This is a genomic window from Pseudomonas sp. RIT778 (assembly GCF_019718735.1).
In the GTDB taxonomy this organism is placed as follows: domain Bacteria; phylum Pseudomonadota; class Gammaproteobacteria; order Pseudomonadales; family Pseudomonadaceae; genus Aquipseudomonas; species Aquipseudomonas aphyarum.
The window spans coordinates 1-19,280 of sequence record NZ_JAIHBA010000053.1 but is presented as its reverse complement, the minus strand read 5'-3'; the positions used below and the strand labels follow the sequence as shown (position 1 = coordinate 19,280).

Here is a 19,280-nt window from a genome sequence, read left to right as displayed (position 1 = left end):
CGCCAACGGCTGCGAACACGTCGCATCTGGCACAGGCGCGCAACCGCTATCGCGCACACTCGATCCGGGGACTTTTCGGATTGAGGAGGTGGCATGGACACGGGAAATTTCAGCGCGGCAGATCGACTGGAGCGCCTGCCAGTCAGCGGTTATCACCGGATCATCTTCATCATCATCGCCCTGGCGTTTTTCTTCGACTCCATGGATCTGGCGATGATGACCTTCCTGCTCGGCTCGATCAAAGCCGAGTTCGGCCTGAGCAGTGCGCAGGCCGGCCTGCTGGCCAGTTCGAGTTTTTTCGGCATGGTGCTGGGGGCGTCGCTGTCCGGATTGCTGGCGGATCGGTTCGGTCGCAAACCGGTGTTCCAGTGGAGCATCGTCCTGTGGGGGCTGGCCAGTTACCTGTGCTCCACGGCGCAGACGGTCGAGAGCCTGACGCTGTTTCGCATCCTGCTGGGAATCGGCATGGGCATGGAGTTTCCGATTGCCCAGTCGATGTTGTCGGAGTTGATTCCTGCACAGCGTCGGGGTCGTTACATCGCCTTGATGGACGGTTTCTGGCCGCTGGGTTTCGTGGCTGCCGGGGTATTGTCGTATTTCCTGCTGCCATTGATCGGCTGGCGCGACATCTTTCTGGTGCTGGCGGTGCCGGCGGTGTTCGTACTGGCGATCCGCTTTTTCATTCCTGAGTCGCCGCGCTGGCTGGAACAGGCGGGCAAGCATGACGAGGCGGACAAGGTTTTACGCGGGATCGAGGCGCGGGTACAAGCCTCGCTCGGTGGTGCTGCATTGCCGGAGCCGGTTCGTTTGCCACGCAGCGTGACACCTCCGGGCCATTTCCTTTCGGCACTCAAACAGATCTGGTCGCCGCTGTATCGCCAGCGCACGACGATGATCTGGAGCCTGTGGTTCTTCGCGTTGCTCGGTTTTTACGGCCTGACCTCGTGGCTCAGCGCGTTGTTGCAACAATCGGGTTTTGCCGTGACTCAGTCGGTGTATTACACGGTGCTGATTTCCCTCGGCGGGATTCCCGGCTTCCTGATGGCGGCCTGGCTGGTGGAGCGTTGGGGACGCAAGCCGGTGTGCATCGTCACGTTGCTCGGCGGCGGGGTGATGGCGTTTCTGTACGGACAAAGCGCGGTGTTTGGCGGCAACGTGGCGCTGCTGATCGGCACGGGGCTGCTGATGCAGTTTTTCCTGTTCGGCATGTGGGCGGTGCTCTACACCTACACGCCGGAACTGTATCCGACCTCGGCGCGGGCGACGGGCTCGGGATTCGCCTCGGCCATTGGACGCGTAGGTTCGCTGCTCGGGCCGTTGGTCACCGGACTGGTGTTCCCGATTACCGGGCAGGGCGGGGTGTTTGCGCTGGGGGCGTTGTGTTTTGCGATTGCGGCGGGGGTGGTGTGGCTGTTCGGGATGGAGACGCGGGGTAAAACCTTGGAGGAATTGACCGAAGCAGAAGTTATTGGCTGAACCCTGAACCAACTGTGGGAGCGAGCTTGCTCGCGAAAGTGGTGTATCAAACAACATCTTCGTTGAATGACAGACCCTATTCGCGAGCAAGCTCGCTCCCACATTGGTTATGCGCTGTTGCTTATGGTTTCACCAACCGCGCATCCAGGCTGTTCTGCGCCAGGCGCTTGGCCTGATCCTGGGTCATGCCCAGGTGGGTGTGCAGCGCATGGAAGTTCTCGGTCACGTAACCACCGAAGTACGCCGGGTCATCGGAGTTCACCGTGACCTTCACGCCGCGCTCAAGCATGTCGAGGATGTTGTGCTGCGACATGTGATCGAACACGCAGAGTTTGGTGTTCGACAGCGGGCATACCGTCAGCGGGATCTGCTCATCGATGATCCGCTGCATCAGGCGCTCGTCTTCGATGGCGCGCACGCCATGGTCGATACGCTGGATTTTCAGCAGGTCGATGGCTTCCCAGATGTACTCCGGCGGGCCTTCTTCGCCGGCATGGGCGACGGTCAGGAAACCTTCGTGACGGGCACGATCAAACACGCGCTGGAACTTGCTCGGCGGGTGACCCATTTCGGAACTGTCCAGACCTACGGCGACGAATGCATCACGGAACGGCAGCGCCTGGTCGAGGGTTTTCTGCGCTTCGTCTTCGCTCAGGTGGCGCAGGAAACTCAGGATCAAACCGCTGGTGATGCCCAGTTGCTGCTCGCCATCTTTCAGCGCGGCGGCGATGCCGTTGAGCACCACTTCGAACGGGATGCCACGGTCGGTATGGGTCTGCGGATCGAAGAACGGTTCGGTGTGAATCACGTTCTGTTCTTTGCAGCGCAGCAGGTAGGCCCAGGTCAGGTCGTAGAAATCCTGGGAGGTGCGCAGCACGTCGGCGCCCTGGTAGTACAGGTCGAGGAACTCCTGCAGATTGTTGAAGGCGTAGGCCTTGCGCAGGGTTTCGACGTCGCTCCACGGCAGGGCGATCTTGTTGCGTTCGGCCAGGGCGAACAGCAGCTCGGGCTCCAGCGAGCCTTCGAGGTGCAGGTGCAGTTCGGCCTTGGGCAGGGCGTTGAGCCAGTCGTACATATTCTTTTCTCATCAGGTGCAATGACGGCATTCTACAGATGCCCGCCGAAACAATTGGCAAAACCTGACCAACCGATCCATCACACCGCTTCTTGCTCCCGTCGATAGGCGTAGGTATCGGCGAAGCGCGACAGCAGGAATTCGGCGCAGGTGGTGGTCGGATATTTCGCCGGATGGTGTGCGTCCTGGCAACCGGGCAGGCACTCGATACGGGTGTCCGGGTGCGGCTCGGCGAAGAACGGCATCGAGTAGCGATCCACGCCGAGCGGGCTGATGACCCGATGTGGGGTCGAGCGATATCGGTCATTGCTCCAGCGCGCCATCATGTCGCCGAGGTTGACCACGAAGGTGCCGTCGATGGGCGGTGCGTCGATCCACTGGCCTTTGACGTTTTTCACCTGCAAGCCGCCGGCGGTGTCCTGATACAACAGCGTGATGCAGCCGTAATCGGTGTGCGCGCCGGCACCTTGCTGCTCGGCGGAACTGGCGGTGTGGCGCGGCGGGTAATGGATCATTCGCAGCACGCTGACCGGCTCGTTGAAGCGCGTGTCGAAGAAGTCGCGCTCGATGCCCAGCGCTAACGTCATGGCCCGCAACAGGGTTTGCGCGAGTGCCTGCATGTCGAGGTAGTGCTGCTCCATCAGCGCTTCCCAGCCGGGAATCGCCGGATGACGGTTGGGGCCACGCAAGGGTTTTGCTGCCAGCACCTCGGGATGATCGGCCGGCAGGTGCAGGCCCATGTCGAAGGTTTCCTTGAGGTCGCTGGGTTTGTCCGGGTCGAGCTGTTCGGTGGCGATGGCGCCGTAGCCGCGGTGATGGACAGTCTGGGTGATGTCGATCTTGAGTTTTTCTTCTGCCGGTTGCGCAAAGAAGCGCTGTGCGTGATCGAGCAGGGATTCGATACGCTGCGCAGAAATCGGGTGGCCCTTGATGTAGAAAAAGCCCCATTCGCGGCAGGCGTGGTCGATCTGTTCGGCGACGGCGGGCCAGGCGTTCTGGTCGTCGGAGTAGAGCGGCGAGATGTCGATGATCGGAAGGCTGTTCATGCACAATCCTTGAATACGCAGAGATCCAACTGTGGGAGCGGGCTTGCTCGCGAAGGCGTCGTATCAGTTGATACATGAGTTGCCTGATAAAACGCTTTCGCGAGCAAGCCCGCTCCCACAAGGGAATGGTGGTGGGGCCGGGATTACTTCGGCATCTCGGCCTTCATGCCTTCGACGTAGTAATTCATCGACGCCAGTTCCGCATTGGTCGCGCTGACCCCCGCCGGGATTTTCTCGACGCCGGCCTGATCCTTGATCGGCCCGGTGAACGGTTGCAAGGTGCCGCTCTTGATGTCGGCGATGATCTGCTCGGCTTCGGCCTTCACCGGTGCCGGCACCAGATCGCTGATCGGCAGTTCGACCGTGCCTTCCTTCAACCCGCCCCAGTAGTCCTGGGCTTTCCAGGTGTGGTCGATCACGCTCTGGGTCGCCTGAATGTAGTGCGGCGCCCAGTCGTTGACGATTGAAGTCAGCACCGCTTTCGGCCCGAAGTGCGCCATGTCCGAAGCGTAGCCCACGGCATACACACCACGTCGTTCGGCGGCCTGAATCGGCGCTGGGCTGTCGGTGTGCTGGAACACCACGTCCACGCCCTGATCGATCAGCGCGTTGGCCGCGTCGGCTTCCTTGCCCGGATCGAACCACGAGTTGACCCACACCACTTTGATCTCGGTGCCGGGGTTGTACTTGTTCAGGGCCAGCTGGATCGCGTTGATGTCGCGGATCACTTCCGGGATCGGGAACGAGGCGACGTAACCGATCTTTTTGGTCTTGGTCATCTTCGCCGCGAGGAAACCGCCGACGTAACGACCCTCGTAGGTGCGCGCGAGGTAGGTGCCGAGGTTCTTGTCCTGCTTGTAGCCGGTGGCGTGTTCGAAGGTCACCTTGGGAAACTGTTTGGCGACTTTCACCGTTGGGTTCATGTAGCCGAAAGAGGTGGTGAAGATCAGGTCGTACTTGTCCTTGGCCATGTTGCGGATCACCCGCTCGGCATCGGCGCCCTCGGCGACGTTCTCCACGTAGTTGGTGGTGATCTGCGTGCCGAGTTTTTCCGCCAGCGCCTTGCGCCCCTGTTCATGCTGATACGTCCAGCCGTGGTCGCCGATGGGGCCGATGTAGACGAAGCCGACTTTCAGTGGGTCGGCGGCACTGGCGCTCAGGCTGAGGCCAAGGCCCATGGCGATGCACAGCAGTGTTTGCAGTGGACGTTTTTGCATGAACGCGAACTCCCTTTTGTTGTGTGTGGGGAGGGCAATGCAAAAGACTGACCAAGCGGACAACAAATCGAGTCGAAATCGCGGCGAGACCTTCGCGAGCAAGCTCGCTCCCACAAAAGCACCGCGATCCCTGTGGGAGCGAGCCTGCTCGCGATAAGGCCGGCCGGGCCGAAAAAAGTGCATGCCCGTACAAGGACGCCATCCACTGGTGCGCTAAGGTGTAACGAACCATTAGCGCCGCCCCGCAGTCAGTAGCTCATTCGAACCCCTGCGCCAAAAGGCCCGCCATGCTCACGATCCTCAAGCAAGAAAGCTTTCTGCTGCTGGCCCTGATCGCGGCTTTTGTCGCGTATCCGCTGGAGCACTGGCTGCTGCACAGCGGCCAGATCGTCGCGCTGACGGCCGGCCTGGTGCTGATCGCGTTCATCGTCGCCGCCTCGATGCGCGTCGCCCATCAGGCCGAATTGCTTGCGGAAAAAGTCGGCGACCCGTACGGCACGATGATCCTGACCCTCGCCGCCGTGCTGGTGGAAGTGGTGATCCTGGCGATCATGATGAGCAACGAAGCCTCGCCGACGCTGGTGCGCGACACGATCTATTCGGCGGTGATGCTCGACATCAACGGCATCCTCGGCCTCGCCGCATTGATGGGCGGGATCAAGCATGGTGAGCAGTCCTACAACGACGACTCGGCCCGCAGTTACAGCGTGATGATCCTCACCGCCATGGGCGTGTCGATGGTGGTGCCGGAGTTCATTCCCGAGGCCAACTGGAAAATCTATTCGGCGTTCACCATCGGCGCGATGGTGGTGCTTTATGCGTTGTTCCTGCGCATGCAGGTCGGCCCGCACAGCTACTTTTTCAGCTACAGCTACCCGGACAAACGCCGCAAGAAAGAGCCTGTGGAAGAAGAGCCGAAACCGGTCAGCCTGGCGCTGTCGATCGGCATTCTGGTGTTCGGCGTGGTGGTGATCGGCGCACTGGCCGAGGTGATGTCCAAGACCCTCGATCTGGGCCTGGAAGGGACGGGCGCACCGCCGGTGATCACGGCGATTCTGGTGGCAGCGATCTCGGCAGCGCCGGAGATTCTGACCGCGTTGCGCGCGGCGTTGGCCAACCGTATGCAGTCGGTGGTCAACATTGCAATGGGCGCTTCGTTGTCGACGGTGATTTTGACGGTGCCGGTGATGGAAGCGATGGCGCTCTATACGGGGCAACCGTTTCAGATGGCGATGACGCCGGTGCAGACGGTGATGATCTTCATCACGCTGATCGTCAGCGCGATCAACCTCAATGACGGGGAGACCAATGCCATCGAGGGCATGACCCACTTTGTGCTGTTTGCGACGTTCATCATGTTGTCGCTGCTGGGCCTCTGAGAGCGAACAGCACCGACAGATCGTTCCCACGTCGAGGCGTCGAACCGTCTGCGTGGGAATGCCGCAAAGGACGCTCCGCGTCCTACGCTGGGACGCAGAGCGTCCCGGTATGCATTCCCACGCGGAGCGTGGGAACGATCAGAGCGGGGGAGATCAGGTGCCCGCGATCAACTGTCGAGCCGCCTGGCTGTGATCGGCAATCAGGCCTTTGAGATCCAGGCCTTCAACCTGCCCGTCAACCACACGCCACTTGCCGCCGACCATCACCCGATCCGCACGGTCCGCGCCGCACAACAGCAACGCCGAGATCGGGTCATGGCTGCCGGAGAAGCGCAACTCATCGAGCTTGAACAACGCCAGATCCGCCTGCTTGCCGACTGTCAGTTCACCGATATCGGTGCGGCCCAACAGGCTCGCCGAACCCTTGGTTGCCCAGCCCAGCACGCGTTCCGGGGTGATCTTTTCGGCGCCATAACGCAGGCGCTGGATGTACAGGGCCTGACGTGCTTCGAGGATCATGTTCGACGCATCGTTGGACGCCGAACCATCCACACCGATGCCGAACAACGCGCCGGCATCGGTCAGATCGATACTCGGGCAGATGCCGGACGCCAGGCGCATGTTCGAGCTCGGGCAATGGCAGATGCCGGTGCCCGCCGCGCCGAGGCGGGCGATTTCGTCGGGGTTGAAATGGATGCCGTGGGCCAGCCAGGTGCGCGGGCCGAGCCAGCCGACGCTGTCCAGATAATCCACGGTGCGCAGGCCGAAGCGTTGCAGGCAGAAATCTTCCTCGTCGAGGGTTTCAGCAAGGTGAGTGTGCAGACGCACATCGAGTTTGTTCGCCAGTTCGGCGCTGGCGGACATGATTTCCGGGGTCACCGAGAACGGCGAGCACGGTGCCAGAGCGATCTGGATTTGCGCGCCGTCGCCACGTTCGTGGTACTCGTGAATCAGCCGCTGGCTGTCGTCGAGGATCACCTGACCTTCTTGCACGGTCTGCTGCGGAGGCAGGCCGCCGTCCTTCTCGCCGAGGCTCATCGAACCACGGGTGAGCATGGCGCGCATGCCCAGTTCGCGCACGGTTTCGACTTGCACGTCGATGGCGTTTTCCAGGCCATCCGGGAACAGGTAATGGTGGTCGGCAGCGGTGGTGCAGCCGGACAGCAGCAACTCGGCCAGCGCGACTTTGGTGGCGAGGGCGAGTTTTTCAGGCGTCAGACGCGCCCACACCGGGTAGAGGGTTTTCAGCCACGGGAACAACGGCTGATTGACCACCGGCGCCCAAGCGCGGGTCAGGGTCTGATAGAAATGGTGATGGGTGTTGATCAGGCCCGGCAGGATCACGTGTTCACGGGCGTCGAACACTTCATTGCACGGTGTGGATGGTTGCTGGCCGGCGCCAAGCACTTCGGTGATCACACCGTCTTGCAGCACCAGACCGCCACGGGCATCGAGACCGTTGGCCGTGAAAATGGCGAGGGGATTTTTTAACCAGATACGGGTCGCAGGCATTGTGGCCGGCTCCTCTGAAAGTTGGGTTCAGGGTTGCCAGCTCAGTGTTGCCCTGTCTGCTGATCCAGGGTCGCCGCGAAGGACGAGGTGCGGAGTTTCGAACAAAATGTTGCGACGGGCAAGCCCAACCCGACCAGACACCGGGATAACCCTGTGGGAGCGAGCGCCCACAGGGTTCAGTGATTACCAGGGAATGGTTTCACCCTTGTAGTTCACGAAGTGATGGCCGCCCTTGCCGGCAAACGCGTCCACCTGATCCACCAGGCCACGGGTGCTGGTCTCCACGTCGATGTCGGCACCTTCGCCGCCCATATCGGTTTTCACCCAGCCCGGATGCAACGACAGCACCGTGAGTTTCTGATCGCCCAACTGAGTGACGAAGCTGTTGGTCATCGAGTTCAGCGCCGCCTTGCTGGCCTTGTACAGCGCCAGCTCCGGCGCGTCGGGCATGGTCACGCTGCCGAGCACCGAACTCATGAACGCCAGCACGCCGCTGCCGTCGCGGATCTGCCCGACGAAGCGCTGGGCCAGATTGATCGGCGCCACGGCGTTGGTGAAGAACAGTTGGCCGACTTCCGCCAGCGTCGCGCCGCCCGGGGTTTGCACGTCAGGGCCTTTGACTCCGGCGTTGACGAACAGCAGGTCAAAGGTCTCGCCCTTGAGCTGCTGACTCAGGGCGATCACGGCTTGCTGGTCGTCCATGTCGAGTTTTTCGATCTGTACGTTGCCCAGTGCTTTCAGCGCCTCGGAGTTCGCAGGATTGCGAACCGTGGCGGTGACTCGCCAGCCGTCGGCCAGCAGGGTTTTCACCAGGCCCAGGCCCAGGCCCCGGGAGGCGCCGATGATCAGTGCGTGCTTGGCAGGATTCAGTGCGGACATGATTGGCTTTCCTTGAAAGTTGAAAGATCACGGGTTCAATGGACAGCGTTGACCGAGCCGATGCTGCAACTCCTGGCGCAACTCACCGAGCTCGGCCATGCGGGTTTCGACCAGCTTGAGTTTGTCTTGCAGCAGTTGCGTGACGGTGGTGTCGGGATTTGGCGATTGCCACAGCGCGCCAACGCTGCTGCCGATCTCGCCGAGAGTAAAGCCCAGACGCTGCGCAGTCTTGATGTAGAGCACCAATTGCACCATCTCCGGCGGATAGTCGCGATAACCGTTGGCGCTGCGTTGCGCCGCGATCAATCCGCGCTCCTCGTAAAAACGCAGCGTGTCACGGCTGACATCGCAGGCCTGGGCCAACTCACCGATGCGCATCTTGCAGGTCTCGAAAGTGTTTGACCCTGGAGCATACTCCAGGCTTTACCGTGGTTGCTCCCTGAAATTTTGGAGCAAGGATGATGTGGACTTCAACGCAGTATCGGCAGTTGGTGCGCGGCAGTGCCTGGTATGACTTGATCGTGACGGCGGCGTTTGTCACGCCGTGGAGTTTTGCTGTGTTGCATGGGTTGCTGACGGCGCTGAGCCAGGCGCTGGAACTGCCCGGCGAGCTGCCGCCGTTCGAACCTGCGCATCTGCTGATAGCCAATTTGTTCGGTTCGGTGGTGTGCATGTGGGCGGTGCTGCGGATTCGTGATCCGCAGCCGGTTTATGGGCGCTATGACGCGGTGACGCGGTTTCTGTTCGCCGCGTGGATGACGTATGCCCTGGCCCACGGCGCCAGCTCGTTGGTGCTGGGGTTCCTGGTTCTCGAAGTGGCGTGGGGCATTGCTCAGGTGTTGCCGGTTCGGCCGCTGTCGCGAGCCGTCACGGCTTAGTGTCCGGCCTGCCACGGTTGTCCCAGTGACACCGGCGCATACAACCGCGTGCGCACCGCATCCCGCGACAACAACACCAGCACCAGAATGGTCGCGACGTACGGCAGCATCGCCAGCAAACTCGAAGGAATCGCCAGCCCCAACCCCTGCGCCACCAGGTGCAGGATGCTGGCGAGTCCGAACAGATACGCACCGAGCAGCAACCGCCACACCCGCCAACTGGCGAACACCACCAGCGCCAAGGCAATCCAACCGCGTCCGGCGGTCATGTTCTCGGCCCACATCGGCGTGTAAGCCAGCGACAGATAAGCCCCGGCCAGTCCGGCCATCGCGCCGCCAAACAACACCGCCAATGTGCGCACGGTCAGCACCGGCAAGCCCATGGCACTGGCCGCATCCGGGTTCTCGCCGACCGCTTGAATGATCAGCCCGACACGGCTTTTCACGATCACCCACGCCACCAGCGCAAACAGCGCGAACGACAGGTACACCAGCAGATCCTGGGCAAACAGCATGCGGCCGATCAGCGGGATTTCGCTCAGGTATGGAATCGCCATCGGCTCGAAACCCGCCAGCGGTTTGCCGACCCACGCCGCGCCGACGAAGGTCGACAGGCCGACGCCAAAAATCGTCAGCGCCAGCCCGGTCGCCACCTGATTGGCGTTGAACACCAGCGCCACCAGGGCAAACAGCGACGACAACAGCATCCCGGCGAGCATCGCCAACACCACGCCGAGCCACAGGTTGCCGCTGTTGAACGCGACGATGAAACCGATCACCGCACCGAACAGCATCATCCCTTCCTGGCCGAGGTTGAGTACGCCGCTCTTCTCGCAGATCAATTCACCCAGCGCCACCAAGAGTAGTGGCGTACCGCAGCGCACCATGGCGTAGAAAATATTGCTCAGCAGATCGATATCCATCACAGCGCTCCGGCGGTTACGGCAGTGGTAGAAGTGCGCCGCACCCAGCGCAGGTTCAGGCGTGGCCGATAGAGGATCAGCACGTCACAGGCCAGCAGGAAAAACAGCATCATTCCCTGGAACAACTGGGTGATCGCCTGCGGCAGATTCAGCGTCATCTGCGCGCTCTCGCCACCGATGTACAGCAGCGCCATCAACAGGCTGGAAAACAGAATGCCGATGGGATTGAGCCGCCCGAGAAATGCCACGGTGATCGCCGCATAGCCGTAGCCCGGCGAGACTTGCGGCACCAGTTGGCCGATCGGCCCGGTGACTTCGCAGACACCGGCGAGCCCGGCCAATCCACCGCTGATCAACAGGGCGAGCCAGATCAGACGCTTCTCGCGAAACCCGACGAATCCTGCCGCACGTTTGTCCAGCCCCAACACTTTGATCTGGAAACCGACGAAGCTTTTCTGCAGCAACACCCACACCGCGACCAGCGCGAGCAAGGCGAAATACACGCCGATGTGCGCCCGACCGTCCTCCATCAACAGCGGCAGGCGGCTGGCATCGCTGAACATCGCCGACTCGGGGAAATTGAATCCGGCCGGATCTTTCAGCGGCCCGTGCACGCAGAACAGCAGCAGGTTCAGCGCGATGTAATTGAGCATGATGCTGGTGAGGATTTCGTTGGCGTTGAAGCGTGTGCGCAACCAGGCGGTGAGCCCGGCCCACGCGGCGCCGGCGAGGGTGCCGGTGAGCAGGATCAGCACCAGCGCCCAGCGGCTTTGCATATCGATGATATTTACCGCCAGCGCACTGCCGGCAAGGGCGCCGAGCAGTAACTGGCCTTCGGCGCCGATGTTCCAGATCCGCGCCTGATAGGCCACTGCGAGGCCCAACGCACACAACAGGATCGGCAGGGTTTTGACCAGAAGTTCGGAGACTCCATACAGATCGCTGACCGGGGCGATCAGCAAGGTGTGCAAAGTCTTCAGCGGATCGTGGCCAAGGGCGACGAACAGCAAAGATCCGCAGACCAGCGTCAGCGACGCCGCCAGCACCGGCGAGCACCACAGCATCAGGCGCGATTGCCGGCCACGGGGTTCGAGGGAAAGCAACATGGGAAAACTCCGTTAAACCGTGGCCGGTTGTGATTGAGGGGTGTCGAACTGGCCGGCCATCCAGCCGCCGACGTCGCTGAGGCGGGTTTGCGCCGTGTCCTGCAACGCCGACAGGCGCCCGCTGCACAGCGCGCCGAGGCGGTCGCTGATCTGGAACAGTTCGTCGAGGTCTTCGGAGATCACCAGAATCGCCGCCCCGGCATCGCGCAGGGCAATCAGCGCCCGGTGGATGGTGGCCGCCGCGCCGACATCCACGCCCCAGGTCGGGTGCGCGGCGATCAGCAGTTTCGGTTGCTGGAGGATTTCCCGGCCGAGGATGAATTTCTGCAGGTTGCCACCGGACAGGCTGCGGGCGGCGGTGTGGGTGTCCGGGGTTTTCACGCCGAAGCGCTGGATGATCGTTCGGGCGAGGGTTTCGACCTTGCCGCGCTCGATCAAGCCGTGGCTGACCAGGCCTTGTTGAAAAGCGGTGAGCAGGGCGTTGTCCGCCAGACTCATGTCCGGCACCGCGCCATGCCCGAGGCGTTCGGCGGGGACGAACGCCAGGCCGAGTTTGCGTCGCGCATCCGGTCGCTGATCGGCGACGGCGTGTTCTCGGAAACGGATGGTTGCCGCTGCATCGCGGGGCAGTGTCTGTTCGCCGCTGAGCAAGGCCAGTAACTCGTCCTGTCCGTTGCCTGCCACGCCGGCGATGCCGACGATTTCACCGCTGCGCACCTGCAGGTCGATGTCGCTCAGGGAGCAGCCGAACGGATCCGGGTTGTGCCAGTTCAGACCGCTGACCTGCAAAAACGCCGCGCCACCGGTGACCTTCGTGAACTCGCCGATCAATGTCACGGCTTCTCCGACCATCAATTGCGCCAGTTGCCGATCAGTACAGTCGGCCGGCACGCAATGGCCGGCCACCCGACCGCCGCGCAGAACTGTGGCGCTGTGACACAAGGCGCGCACCTCGCCGAGTTTGTGGCTGATGAACAGAATGCTGCAGCCCTCAGCCGCGAGCCGGCGGAGGGTGATGAACAGCTCGTCGGCTTCCTGCGGCGTGAGCACCGAGGTTGGCTCATCGAGAATCAGCAGGCGAATGTCCTGCATCAGGCAACGAACGATCTCGACCCGTTGCCGCTCGCCGATCGACAGGCTGTGGACAAGTCGCTGGGGTTCCAGCGCCATGCCATATCGGCGCGACACTTCACGGATTTTCCCCTCAAGCTGTTTCGGCGAACCGGCTCCTGCGCCCATCGCCAGTGCGATGTTTTGCGCCACGCTCAGGGTCTCGAACAGCGAGAAATGCTGGAACACCATGCCGATGCCCAACTCCCGCGCCTGGGCCGGGTTGCGCATGTTCACCGGTTGACCCTGCCACAGCATCTCGCCCGAATCGGCCTGGGTGACGCCGTAGATGATCTTCATCAACGTGCTTTTACCCGCGCCGTTTTCACCGAGCAGCGCGTGGATTTCACCGGGGGCGATGCTCAGGTCGATGGCGTCATTGGCGAGGCAACCGGGATAACGTTTGCTGATGTGGCGCAGTTGCAGGCGCGGTGTGGACGTGGGGTTTGGCATGACAGGCTCGGGTCGCTTGGAGTTGTGCCTGTGGATAAAGCAATTTCCTGGCCATTGAGTCAGGAACGCAGGCAGCCGCTGTTTGCCAGCCTGTGGCGTAGAGCCTTTGAAATGAATTCGACGTCTTGCGCGGCACCACTTGAGGGCAAAGCCCTTGATCAGGCTCCAGTTTTGCCCGCGCTTGGCTGATCAAAAAACGAGCAACCTCGTCGAAGCCATGCAGAACCTGCGACTGCGCCAGCCATGAACGGCTTATCCACAGGTTGCTCCACAGTATTTGTGCGCAAGACAAAATCCCGGGCATAAGCACTGGTGGGCTTTCTTCTAAAGGCGATAAACGACGCTAAGCGATTGTTTTTACGTGAAATTATTTGTTGTGGTGGGCGATTGGACGAAAAGTGAACAAATCCCGCAAAGCCACGTGACAGAAGGGTTACAGCATCCTGTGCTCAGGTTATCCACAGCCGGGTGCACAGCGGATGTGGGCAAGTCTCGGGCATAAGCAAACGGGCTGGTGCCCCAAAACATGGCGGGGCTTCAACGTTGCAGCAGGATTCGCCCACGGCTCAGGTCGGCCAGCTGATTCTGCAACTGCTCGATGTGCGCTTCGCCCACGGCCAGTTGCAGCTCGACACCATTGGCGGTGAAGTTTTCCTCCACCACCAATCCGCCCAGATCCGCGACCCGCAGCTTCACCAGCGCCAGTTCACTGAAAGCGCAGGCGCAACGCACGGGCACGCGACTGATCAACTCGATCTTCGGCGCGGCTTGCAGACATTTGTTGGCGCCGCCGCCATAGGCCCGGGCCAGACCGCCGGTGCCCAGTTGAATGCCGCCGTACCAACGGATCACCAGCACCGCGACCTGATCGCAGTCCTGCGCCTCGATGGCCGCGAGAATCGGCCGCCCGGCAGTGCCACCGGGTTCGCCGTCGTCGTTGCTGCGGTACTGGTCGCCGAGCTTCCACGCCCAGCAATTGTGCGAAGCGTTCAAGTCGCTGTGCTGCTCGATGAAGGCTTGCGCCTCGGCAGGGCTGCCGATCGGCGCGGCGAAGGTGATGAAACGGCTTTTGCGAATCTCTTCGCGGAATTCGCAAAAGCCGCTGAGGGTGAATGGCATAAAACGACTTATATAGAAGAAGTGAGGCCGCAGCCTTTGAGAATGATGCGGATCAGATTGTTGCCGGCGTCTTCCATGTCCTGTTTGGTCAACTTGCTGCGACCGGTCACCCGGCAGATCTGGGTGGCGAAGTCGGCGTAATGCTGGGTGCTGCCCCACAACAGGAAGATCAAGTGCACCGGGTCGACCGGGTCCATCTTGCCCGCGTCGATCCAGGCCTGGAACACGCCGGCGCGGCCCTGGAACCAGGCGCGGTAATCCTGGTTGAAATATTCGGTCAGGCATTCGCCGCCGCTGATCACTTCCATCGCGAAGATTCGCGACGCTTGCGGCTGGCGACGGGAAAATTCCATTTTCGCGCGGATGTAGCGGGTCAGCGCTTCGGCCGGATCGTCCTCGGCCGTGAGGGAGTTGAAGGTGCTGTCCCACAATTGAAGGATGTTGCTCAGCACCGCCACGTACAGTCCCAGTTTGTTGGTGAAGTAGTAATGCAGATTCGCCTTGGGCAGTCCGGCCTTGGTGGCGATGGTGTTCATGCTCGTGCCTTTGTACCCGTGACGGGCGAACTCGTCTTCGGCGGCTTTGATGATGGTCTCTTCGTTCTTCTGACGAATGCGGCTGGCAGGTTTGCCGCCGTGAGCGGGGACTTCAAAGGTCATAGGCACTTCCGGGTTTGTCTGTGGGGTGCAACCAGTTGCGTTGATAGCGCAACCACCGGCGCGGGACAAGCCCCGGGCGAATAAAACCCCGGTCGTCAGCGGGTGGCGGCGAGGCTTTCGAGAAAGCTTTCCAGTACCAGATGAGGGCGGCGACCCTTGCGGGTGACCGAGGCCAGGCTCAAATCATAGAAACGGGTGCTGGCCTTGAGTGCGCGCAAGCGACCTTGTTGTACCCAGAGACTGGCGTAGTGATCGGGCAAATAGCCGATGTAACGTCCGGTCAGAATCAGGAACGCCATGCCTTCACGGTCGGAAGCGCTGGCGGTGCAATTGAGGGCTTGATAGTGCGCCTGGATCTCCGCCGGCAAACGGAAGGTCGGGGCGATGGCGTCCTGACTGTTGAGGCGCTCGTCATCCAGCTGTTTATCGTCGACGTAAAACAGCGGATGACCCACCGCGCAATAAAGCAACGAACGTTCGCTGTACAGCGGCTGATATTCCAGTCCCGACAACGCACTGGCCTGCGGCACCACGCCGACATGCAGGCGGCCGTCGAGCACGCCTTGTTCGACTTCGTTGGGGGCGATCATGCGGATCTGGATCTGCACGTCCGGCCCGCGCTCCTTCAACTGCGCGAGCGCGTGGGTGATGCGCATATGGGGCAGGGTGACGAGGTTGTCGGTCAGGCCGATGATCAACTCGCCGCGCAAGTGCTGGTGCAGGCCGTTGACCTCGGTGCGGAAACTTTCCAGCGCACTTAGTAGCTGCAACGCCGATTGATAAACCTCGCGACCTTCTTCGGTCAGGGAGAAACCGGCGCGCCCGCGCTGGCACAGACGCAGGCCCAGGCGTTGCTCCAGATCGCTCATCTGTTGGCTGATCGCCGAGCGACCGATGCCGAGCACGGTTTCCGCCGCCGAGAAGCCGCCGCACTCCACCACGCTGCGAAAAATCCGCAGCAGGCGAATATCAAAGTCACTGACCTGGGCCAGTGGATCGGGGCGACGGCTGCTCATGCTGTTGTTCTCATTGTTTAGCAGAGTTCTAACTGAAGGTTAGAAGAGTTGAATTTCACCGACTTTATCCGCGTGGCAATTTAGCTGCAACAACGCTTTCTATCTCTCTGAAGCTTATTGCCCTGTGAGGTTTTGCCCGATGAACATGCCTGAAAACGCGTCGTCGCCACTGGCCAGCCAACTGAAGCTGGACGCGCACTGGATGCCGTACACCGCCAACCGCAACTTCCAGCGCGACCCGCGTCTGATCGTCGGCGCCGAGGGTAGCTGGTTGATCGACGACAAGGGCCGCAAGGTGTACGACTCGCTGTCCGGTCTGTGGACCTGCGGCGCCGGGCATACCCGCAAGGAAATCCAGGAAGCGGTGGCCAAGCAGTTGGGCACCCTCGATTACTCGCCGGGCTTCCAGTACGGCCACCCGCTGTCGTTCCAACTGGCTGAGAAAATCACTGACCTGACACCGGGCAACCTGAATCACGTGTTCTTCACCGACTCTGGTTCCGAGTGCGCCGATACCGCGGTGAAAATGGTCCGCGCTTACTGGCGCCTGAAAGGCCAGTCGACCAAGACCAAGATGATCGGCCGTGCCCGTGGTTACCACGGTGTGAACATCGCCGGCACCAGCCTCGGTGGCGTCAACGGCAACCGCAAGCTGTTCGGTCAGGCGATGATGGACGTCGATCACCTGCCGCACACTCTGCTGGCGAGCAATGCTTTCTCCCGTGGCATGCCGGAGCAGGGCGGTATCGCACTGGCCGATGAGCTGCTGAAGCTGATCGAGCTGCACGATGCTTCGAACATCGCTGCGGTGTTCGTTGAGCCTCTGGCCGGTTCCGCTGGCGTGCTGGTTCCGCCACAGGGCTACCTCAAGCGCCTGCGTGAAATCTGCGAACAGCACAACATCCTGCTGGTGTTCGACGAAGTGATCACCGGTTTCGGCCGGACCGGCACCATGTTCGGCGCCACCACCTTCGGCGTGACCCCGGACCTGATGTGCATCGCCAAGCAAGTCACCAACGGCGCGATCCCGATGGGCGCGGTGATTGCCAGCTCCGAGATCTACCAGACCTTCATGAACCAGCCGACCCCGGAATACGCCGTGGAATTCCCGCACGGCTACACCTACTCGGCGCACCCGGTAGCTTGCGCCGCTGGCCTGGCGGCACTCGACCTGCTGCAAAAGGAAAACCTCGTGCAGAGCGTGGCCGAAGTCGCGCCACATTTCGAAAATGCCCTGCATGGCCTGAAAGGTGCGAAGAACGTCATCGACATTCGTAACTACGGCCTGGCCGGTGCAATCCAGATCGCGGGCCGTGATGGCGATGCCATCGTGCGTCCGTTCGAAGCCGGTATGGCGCTGTGGAAAGCCGGGTTCTACGTGCGCTTCGGCGGCGACACCCTGCAGTTCGGCCCAACCTTCAACAGCAAGCCGCAGGACCTTGATCGTCTGTTCGACGCGGTCGGCGAAGTGCTGAACAAGCTCGACTGATTTTTCCTTCTATATAGATACGCCAATAGCAGGCGCCCCTTGCGGGCGTCTGCGCACAAGAGTTCAGGAGTTTCCCGATGAGCGTTATCCCGCATTTGATCAATGGCGAACTGGTGACCGAGAACGGTCGCGCGGTCGATGTGTTCAACCCGTCCACCGGTCAGGCTATCCACAAGCTGCCGCTGGCCAGCCGCGAAACTATCCAGCACGCCATCGATGCCGCCAAGGCTGCTTTCCCGGCCTGGCGCAACACGCCACCAGCCAAACGTGCTCAGGTGATGTTCCGTTTCAAGCAACTGCTGGAGCAGAACGAAGCGCGCATCGCGCAATTGATCAGCGAAGAGCACGGCAAGACTCTGGAAGACGCTGCCGGTGAACTGAAGCGCGGTATCGAGAACGTCGAGTTCGCCTGCGCAGCCCCGGAAATCCTCAAGGGTGAGTACAGCCGCAACGTCGGCCCGAACATTGATGCGTGGTCGGACTTCCAGCCGCTGGGCGTGGTGGCCGGCATTACGCCGTTCAACTTCCCGGCGATGGTGCCGCTGTGGATGTATCCGCTGGCGATCGTCTGCGGCAACTGCTTCATCCTCAAGCCGTCCGAGCGTGATCCGAGCTCGACCCTGCTGATCGCGCAACTGCTGCTGGAAGCCGGCCTGCCGAAAGGCGTGCTGAGCGTAGTGCACGGTGACAAAACTGCGGTGGACGCGCTGATCGAAGCGCCGGAAGTCAAAGCGTTGAGCTTCGTGGGCTCGACCCCGATTGCCGAATACATCTATGCCGAAGGCACCAAGCGCGGCAAACGCGTTCAGGCTCTGGGCGGCGCGAAGAACCACGCGGTGCTGATGCCGGATGCGGATCTGGACAACGCGGTCAGCGCACTGATGGGCGCGGCTTACGGTTCTTGCGGCGAACGCTGCATGGCGATCTCGGTTGCCGTGTGTGTGGGCGATCAGGTGGCGGACGCACTGGTGGCCAAACTGGTTCCACAGATCAAGGCGCTGAAAATCGGTGCCGGCACTTCTTGCGGTCTGGACATGGGGCCGCTGGTTACCGGTCAGGCGCGCGACAAGGTCAGCGGTTATGTCGAAGACGGCGTGGCGGCGGGCGCGACCCTGGTGGTCGACGGTCGTGGTCTGAGCGTTGCCGGTCATGAAGAAGGCTTCTTCCTGGGTGGCTGCCTGTTCGACAACGTCACGCCTGAGATGCGCATCTATAAAGAAGAGATCTTCGGGCCGGTGCTGTGCGTCGTCCGGGTGAACAGCCTGGAAGAGGCGATGCAACTGATCAACGATCACGAATACGGCAACGGTACCTGCATCTTCACTCGTGACGGTGAAGCGGCGCGTCTGTTCTGCGACGAGATCGAAGTCGGCATGGTCGGCGTCAACGTTCCATTGCCGGTGCCGGTGGCTTACCACAGCTTCGGTGGCTGGAAGCGTTCGCTGTTTGGCGACCTGCATGCCTATGGTCCGGATGGTGTGCGCTTCTATACCCGTCGCAAGGCGATCACTCAGCGCTGGCCACAGCGTGCGAGCCATGAGGCTTCGCAATTCGCTTTCCCTAGCTTGTAAGTAGAAGGGCAGTGCAAAGAAGGCCGACCTATTTAGGTCGGCCTTCGCGTTTCGGGACTTTTTTGACCGATATGACAGATTTATGAAATTAAGGGTTGACGGCGGATTCTGAGTCTCTATAATTCGCCCCACTTCCGGCGCAGTCGAAACGGAAAACTACTTGAGATTCAATGAGTTAAGTAGGTTTCGAGAGCGGGTCGCTTCAGTTCATCGAAGCCTGGAAGGAGTTGGAAATGCCGGTTTGCTCGGTGCTTTCAACGGTTCGATCTTCTCAGTCGAAAGCGGAGAAAAGAGGTGTTGACAGCAGCGTGTAACGCTGTAGAATTCGCCTCCCGCTAACGAGAGATCGGAAGCGCAAGTGGTTGAAGTTGT

General features: G+C 61.2%; 17 protein-coding genes. 5 read left to right on the top strand and 12 right to left on the bottom strand.

Annotated features, from left to right (window positions below; all coding sequences use genetic code 11):
* Positions 1-93 precede the first annotated feature (93 nt).
* Entirely contained in the window at positions 94-1,476 is a 1,383-nt protein-coding gene (locus K5E37_RS27860) for an MFS transporter (RefSeq protein WP_221535691.1), read from the top strand.
* 121 nt (positions 1,477-1,597) lie between these two features.
* Here the strand turns inward: K5E37_RS27860 and K5E37_RS27855 are convergent, their stop codons facing one another.
* The 3 genes from K5E37_RS27855 to K5E37_RS27845 form a co-directional block, all read right to left on the bottom strand.
* The gene (locus tag K5E37_RS27855) at positions 1,598-2,551 is read right to left on the bottom strand and encodes an adenosine deaminase (protein WP_007958502.1); all 954 of its coding nucleotides are present in this window, start codon (positions 2,549-2,551) and stop codon (positions 1,598-1,600) included.
* A gap of 80 nt (positions 2,552-2,631) precedes the next feature.
* Positions 2,632-3,597, bottom strand: coding sequence for a 2-oxoglutarate and iron-dependent oxygenase domain-containing protein (locus K5E37_RS27850; RefSeq protein ID WP_221535690.1), 966 nt, complete (start codon positions 3,595-3,597; stop codon positions 2,632-2,634).
* A 143-nt stretch (positions 3,598-3,740) separates the two neighbouring features.
* A complete protein-coding gene (locus tag K5E37_RS27845; RefSeq protein ID WP_085609261.1) occupies positions 3,741-4,814 on the bottom strand; it encodes a BMP family ABC transporter substrate-binding protein in 1,074 nt (357 codons plus the stop codon).
* Positions 4,815-5,101: 287 nt separating this feature from the next.
* Here K5E37_RS27845 and K5E37_RS27840 point away from each other — a divergent pair, with 287 nt between their 5' ends.
* The gene (locus K5E37_RS27840; RefSeq protein WP_085609260.1) at positions 5,102-6,193 is read left to right on the top strand and encodes a calcium:proton antiporter; all 1,092 of its coding nucleotides are present in this window, start codon (positions 5,102-5,104) and stop codon (positions 6,191-6,193) included.
* A 153-nt stretch (positions 6,194-6,346) separates the two neighbouring features.
* On the opposite strand, the gene K5E37_RS27835 is transcribed toward K5E37_RS27840, so the two are convergent.
* The 3 genes from K5E37_RS27835 to K5E37_RS27825 form a co-directional block, all read right to left on the bottom strand.
* On the bottom strand, positions 6,347-7,705 hold the full coding sequence (locus tag K5E37_RS27835; protein WP_221535689.1) for an 8-oxoguanine deaminase: 1,359 nt from the start codon (positions 7,703-7,705) through the stop codon (positions 6,347-6,349).
* 183 nt (positions 7,706-7,888) lie between these two features.
* Complete coding sequence (locus K5E37_RS27830) at positions 7,889-8,575, bottom strand: SDR family oxidoreductase (protein ID WP_221535696.1); 687 nt, start codon at positions 8,573-8,575, stop codon at positions 7,889-7,891.
* 36 nt (positions 8,576-8,611) lie between these two features.
* A complete protein-coding gene (locus K5E37_RS27825) occupies positions 8,612-8,962 on the bottom strand; it encodes a MerR family transcriptional regulator (protein WP_064593282.1) in 351 nt (116 codons plus the stop codon).
* 83 nt (positions 8,963-9,045) lie between these two features.
* Here K5E37_RS27825 and K5E37_RS27820 point away from each other — a divergent pair, with 83 nt between their 5' ends.
* Positions 9,046-9,462 (top strand): hypothetical protein, encoded by a 417-nt coding sequence (locus K5E37_RS27820; RefSeq protein ID WP_221535688.1) that lies wholly within the window; start codon positions 9,046-9,048, stop codon positions 9,460-9,462.
* Here K5E37_RS27820 and K5E37_RS27815 read toward each other — a convergent pair.
* The 6 genes from K5E37_RS27815 to K5E37_RS27790 all read right to left on the bottom strand — a co-directional run bounded on the left by K5E37_RS27815 (position 9,459) and on the right by K5E37_RS27790 (position 15,848).
* Positions 9,459-10,385, bottom strand: coding sequence for an ABC transporter permease (locus K5E37_RS27815; RefSeq protein WP_115076438.1), 927 nt, complete (start codon positions 10,383-10,385; stop codon positions 9,459-9,461). The two genes, K5E37_RS27820 and K5E37_RS27815, sit on opposite strands and share 4 nt — an antisense overlap.
* The gene (locus K5E37_RS27810) at positions 10,385-11,491 is read right to left on the bottom strand and encodes an ABC transporter permease (protein ID WP_221535687.1); all 1,107 of its coding nucleotides are present in this window, start codon (positions 11,489-11,491) and stop codon (positions 10,385-10,387) included. Before K5E37_RS27810 ends, K5E37_RS27815 begins: the two co-directional genes overlap by 1 nt.
* 12 nt (positions 11,492-11,503) lie before the next feature.
* A complete protein-coding gene (locus K5E37_RS27805) occupies positions 11,504-13,054 on the bottom strand; it encodes an ABC transporter ATP-binding protein (RefSeq protein ID WP_221535686.1) in 1,551 nt (516 codons plus the stop codon).
* A gap of 537 nt (positions 13,055-13,591) precedes the next feature.
* The gene (locus tag K5E37_RS27800; RefSeq protein ID WP_221535685.1) at positions 13,592-14,173 is read right to left on the bottom strand and encodes a YigZ family protein; all 582 of its coding nucleotides are present in this window, start codon (positions 14,171-14,173) and stop codon (positions 13,592-13,594) included.
* 8 nt (positions 14,174-14,181) lie between these two features.
* Complete coding sequence (locus K5E37_RS27795; protein WP_221535684.1) at positions 14,182-14,832, bottom strand: TetR/AcrR family transcriptional regulator; 651 nt, start codon at positions 14,830-14,832, stop codon at positions 14,182-14,184.
* A gap of 95 nt (positions 14,833-14,927) precedes the next feature.
* Positions 14,928-15,848 (bottom strand): LysR family transcriptional regulator, encoded by a 921-nt coding sequence (locus K5E37_RS27790; protein WP_007958517.1) that lies wholly within the window; start codon positions 15,846-15,848, stop codon positions 14,928-14,930.
* A 139-nt stretch (positions 15,849-15,987) separates the two neighbouring features.
* Between K5E37_RS27790 and K5E37_RS27785 the strand changes: the two genes are divergently transcribed.
* Positions 15,988-17,337: an aspartate aminotransferase family protein gene (locus K5E37_RS27785; RefSeq protein ID WP_221535683.1), complete on the top strand. Its 1,350-nt coding sequence runs from the start codon at positions 15,988-15,990 to the stop codon at positions 17,335-17,337.
* 77 nt (positions 17,338-17,414) lie between these two features.
* A complete protein-coding gene (locus K5E37_RS27780) occupies positions 17,415-18,908 on the top strand; it encodes a CoA-acylating methylmalonate-semialdehyde dehydrogenase (protein ID WP_011332326.1) in 1,494 nt (497 codons plus the stop codon).
* Positions 18,909-19,280 lie beyond the last annotated feature (372 nt).